The following is a 2,965-nucleotide window of genomic DNA, read 5'->3' on the forward strand; positions in this document are numbered from 1 at the left end:
AAAGGGGGCTACGGCAATGTCATCATCCTCAAGCATGGCCAGATCTACACCACCCTGTATGCCCATATGCGCAGTTTTGCCAAAGGTATCCGCGTGGGCAAACGAGTCACCCAGGGGCAAACCATCGGCTATGTGGGTTCGTCCGGGCTCGCCACCGGCCCACACCTGCATTACGAGTTCCGTATTAACGGCGTACACCGCAATCCACAAACCGTACCGCTGCCCAAGGCACGCGGCATCAACGATAACGAGAGAGCGGAGTTCCTGATTGCCGCCAACCGGCTGAAGGCACAAATGACCCTGTTCTCCGAAGCCTCGACACTGGCCAGCAGCGATGCCTTCTAAGACCGAGCCATCCCTGTTTATCGGCCTGATGACCGGCACCAGCGTGGACGGCATTGATGCCGTTCTCGCCAGCATTGGCGGCGACCATTTTTCTCTGCTCGGCACCCTGAGCCAGCCAATCCCGGCACCGCTTCGCGACGACATTCTCGCCCTGTGCCAGCCGGGCAGTAACGAAATCGACCGGGCCGGCCGCGTCAACCTGCAGCTGGCCGGACATTACGCCAACACCTGCCAGACCCTGCTCACGCAGGCCGGCATAACCCCGGACCAGGTCCGTGCCATCGGCTGCCACGGGCAGACCATTCGCCATCGCCCGCAACCGCCCGGCTTCAGCGTACAACTGGGCTGCCCGGATTCGCTGGCCGTGGCAACCGGCATCCCCGTGGTCAGCAACTTTCGCAACAAGGATATGGCGCTGGGCGGGCAAGGCGCCCCGCTGGTGCCGCCCTTTCATCGACAGTTATTTGCCCGCCCTGATCAACGCATTGCCGTGATCAACATCGGCGGCATGGCCAATGTGACCTTGCTGGATACCGGCCAGCTCACCGGCGGCTTTGATACCGGCCCGGGCAACGTGCTGATGGATAGCTGGATTCAACAGCACTACCAGCAAGCCTACGACCGCAACGGTGACTGGGCCGCCAGCGCCCAGCCCGACAGCACCCTGCTCACTACCCTGCTGGATGATCCGTATTTCCATCAGCCGCCCCCGAAAAGCACCGGACGGGAACGCTTCAGCCGCGACTGGCTCAACGCCCAACTGGCTAACCACTCGCTCCCTGATGACGTCATCCAGGCAACACTGGCAGAACTCACCGCCCACTCGATCAGCGATGCACTTAACAACTTCCAGCCCGATCACGTACTGATCTGTGGTGGAGGCGCCCATAACCGGCACCTGCTGGAACGCCTTCAGGCATTACTCAACACCCCGGTCACCAGCACCGCCGAGCACGGACTGCACCCGGACTGGGTGGAAGCCGCCGCGTTTGCCTGGTTGGCCTGGGCGCGCATGGAAGGAAAAGCGGGCAATGCGCCGGTGGTCACCGGGGCGTCGAGGGAAGCGGTATTGGGGCAGATCACCCTGCCTTAAGAGTAGCTGCGAGCTATGAGCTACGAGCTTCAAGGCGCGAAACAGGGATTGGCTCAACCGACAAACTCTTGAACCGCGCTTCGGCGTTGCTTTTCGCCTCGCCTGGGCGCGGCGCACCACAGTGAACCTGGCTTTGGCTCTTCCCGCGCCTCGCAACTCGTAGCCCGTAGCTAGCCCCTCAAACCAGCCACAGCCCAATCATGGCGCAGCTGAAGCCAAGCGTCGCGCCAGCCAGAATGTCCGACGGATAATGGACCCCCAGCAACACCCGGGACAATCCCACCATCACCGCCAACCCCAACGCCAGAGCCATTACCGGCGGATAGAACACACATAGCAGTGTCGCCATCACAAAGGCCGCCGCTGTATGCCCGGACGGGAAGCTGAATCGGTCCGCGGGCTGAATAAACGCCGACAGGCTCTCCAGCGCATCCGCCGGCCGGGGCCGTTTGATCAAGTGCTTGAGCAGCACAAACATCGGCACTTCCAGGGCATAGGCGGCCATGGCAGTCAGGGCGAACTCGCTGCCGCCCTGCCGATCCATCCACCAGATCAGCAACGTCAGCGCCACATAGAAAGGACCATCGCCGAGGCGGGAGATCATCCGCGCCAGACGGGCACGGCGGGCTGCCTGCGGTTGTTGTAGCAACCAGCACATGGCCCGGGTATCCGCGGCGGTCATTCGTTGAAATGTCGGTTTTGTCGTCATCATGGGTTCAGTGTCTACCCGAAAAGCGACGAAATGTTGATCAAACAGTGAAGGTTTTGTGACAGGGGAGACAGGCGCGAGTTGCGAGAAGCGAGTTTCGAAACCCAGTCCACCTCTTGCCTTTCGAGACTCGTAACTCGTTACTCGCTTCTTTTCGGCAAAGCGGGCTTACGACTGAAGCAGCCAGTTATTCCTAAACAGAGAAGGAAGAACCGCAGCCGCAGGTGGTGGCCGCATTGGGGTTGCTGACCACGAAACGCGAACCCATCAGGCCCTTTTCGTAATCCACCTGGGAACCATCCAGGTATTGAATGCTCATGGCGTCTACCAGCAGGGTTACGCCGGCTTTCTCCACCGAGGTATCGTCTTCATTCACCGCTTCATCGAAGGTGAAACCATAGGAAAACCCCGCACACCCGCCGCCAGTGATATACACACGCAGCTTCAGGTTCGGGTTTCCTTCGTCGTCACGCAGCTCTTTGACTTTGGCCGCGGCGGCATCAGTAAATGAAATAGGCGCTGACTCGGTCATACTCTCGCTATTGGCTGACATCTGGGCAGTAGGATCCCCGCCTGGGCAACAGCAATCGCCCAGGCGGGTAGATCATGTTCCAGTACCCGACTAAAACAGTCAAGAATTATCCACGGCCGCCTTGCCTGCCACAGCCTTGCCTTCAGGCTCCGACTTGGCGGCTTTACTGGCGTCCGGGGCAGGCAAATTGCGGCGCTCATCATCCAGCCGTACCAACTTGCCATTCACCCGCGCGCCCATGACCATTTCGATCATCCGGTAATACACGTTGCCTTCCACGGATGCC

At 60.3% G+C, this 2,965-nt stretch carries 4 protein-coding genes and 1 pseudogene; 2 read left to right on the forward strand and 3 right to left on the reverse strand.

Annotation, left to right across the window (positions count from 1 at the left end):
* Both A3730_RS17935 and A3730_RS17940 read left to right on the forward strand, forming a co-directional pair.
* A partial coding sequence (locus A3730_RS17935; protein WP_156501241.1) for a M23 family metallopeptidase occupies nucleotides 1–345 on the forward strand: 345 nt, incomplete at its 5' end.
* Complete coding sequence (locus A3730_RS17940; protein ID WP_063519517.1) at nucleotides 335–1,438, forward strand: anhydro-N-acetylmuramic acid kinase; 1,104 nt, start codon at nucleotides 335–337, stop codon at nucleotides 1,436–1,438. The genes A3730_RS17935 and A3730_RS17940, both read left to right, overlap by 11 nt.
* Nucleotides 1,439–1,616: 178 nt before the next feature.
* Here the strand turns inward: A3730_RS17940 and A3730_RS17945 are convergent, their stop codons facing one another.
* The 3 genes and pseudogenes from A3730_RS17945 to A3730_RS17955 all read right to left on the reverse strand — a co-directional run.
* Nucleotides 1,617–2,120, reverse strand: coding sequence for a phosphatase PAP2 family protein (locus A3730_RS17945; RefSeq protein WP_063519518.1), 504 nt, complete (start codon nucleotides 2,118–2,120; stop codon nucleotides 1,617–1,619).
* Between the two features lie 220 nt (nucleotides 2,121–2,340).
* Nucleotides 2,341–2,700: an iron-sulfur cluster insertion protein ErpA gene (erpA, locus tag A3730_RS17950; RefSeq protein ID WP_063519519.1), complete on the reverse strand. Its 360-nt coding sequence runs from the start codon at nucleotides 2,698–2,700 to the stop codon at nucleotides 2,341–2,343.
* Nucleotides 2,701–2,778: 78 nt separating this feature from the next.
* A pseudogene (locus tag A3730_RS17955) lies at nucleotides 2,779–2,965 on the reverse strand (polymer-forming cytoskeletal protein); the annotation flags it as partial.

It is taken from the genome of Alcanivorax sp. HI0044 (assembly GCF_001634945.1).

Bases quoted from the DNA above. Each gene is read 5' to 3' on its own strand.
- A3730_RS17940 (WP_063519517.1), top strand. From the start codon at position 335: ATGCCTTCTAAGACCGAGCCATCCCTGTTTATCGGCCTGATGACCGGC.
- A3730_RS17945 (WP_063519518.1), bottom strand. From the start codon at position 2,120: ATGACCGCCGCGGATACCCGGGCCATGTGCTGGTTGCTACAACAACCG.
- erpA (WP_063519519.1), bottom strand. From the start codon at position 2,700: ATGTCAGCCAATAGCGAGAGTATGACCGAGTCAGCGCCTATTTCATTT.